This window comes from Psychrobacter sp. TB55-MNA-CIBAN-0194, from assembly GCF_040309505.1.
Lineage (GTDB): Bacteria > Pseudomonadota > Gammaproteobacteria > Pseudomonadales > Moraxellaceae > Psychrobacter > Psychrobacter fozii.
This window is the reverse complement of record NZ_JBEOOW010000714.1, coordinates 1-240: the sequence shown is the minus strand read 5'-3', so window position 1 is coordinate 240 and position 240 is coordinate 1. Positions and strand designations below refer to the sequence as shown.

The 240-nt window shown below is 67.1% G+C and carries 1 protein-coding gene; it reads left to right on the top strand.

Annotated elements, in window-relative coordinates; genetic code table 11:
* On the top strand, positions 1 to 240 hold a 240-nt coding region (locus AAEY75_RS16845; protein ID WP_352260310.1), incomplete at both ends, for a LysR substrate-binding domain-containing protein.

Here is a 240-nt window from a genome sequence, read left to right as displayed (position 1 = left end):
CGTGATGCCCGCGCTGACGCGCTATCACACGCAGTACCCGGACGTGTCGATCGAGCTGTCGCTGTCGCAGCGCATGCCCGACCTGTTCGACGGCACGAGCGACATGGCCGTCGTCACCGCGTCGTCGCTGCCCGATTCGGAACTCGTGTCGCACCTGCTCGGGTCGACCTTCAGCATTCTGTGTGCGTCACCCGACTACGTGAAACGGCACGGCGTGCCGGCCCGCCCGCAGGATCTCGC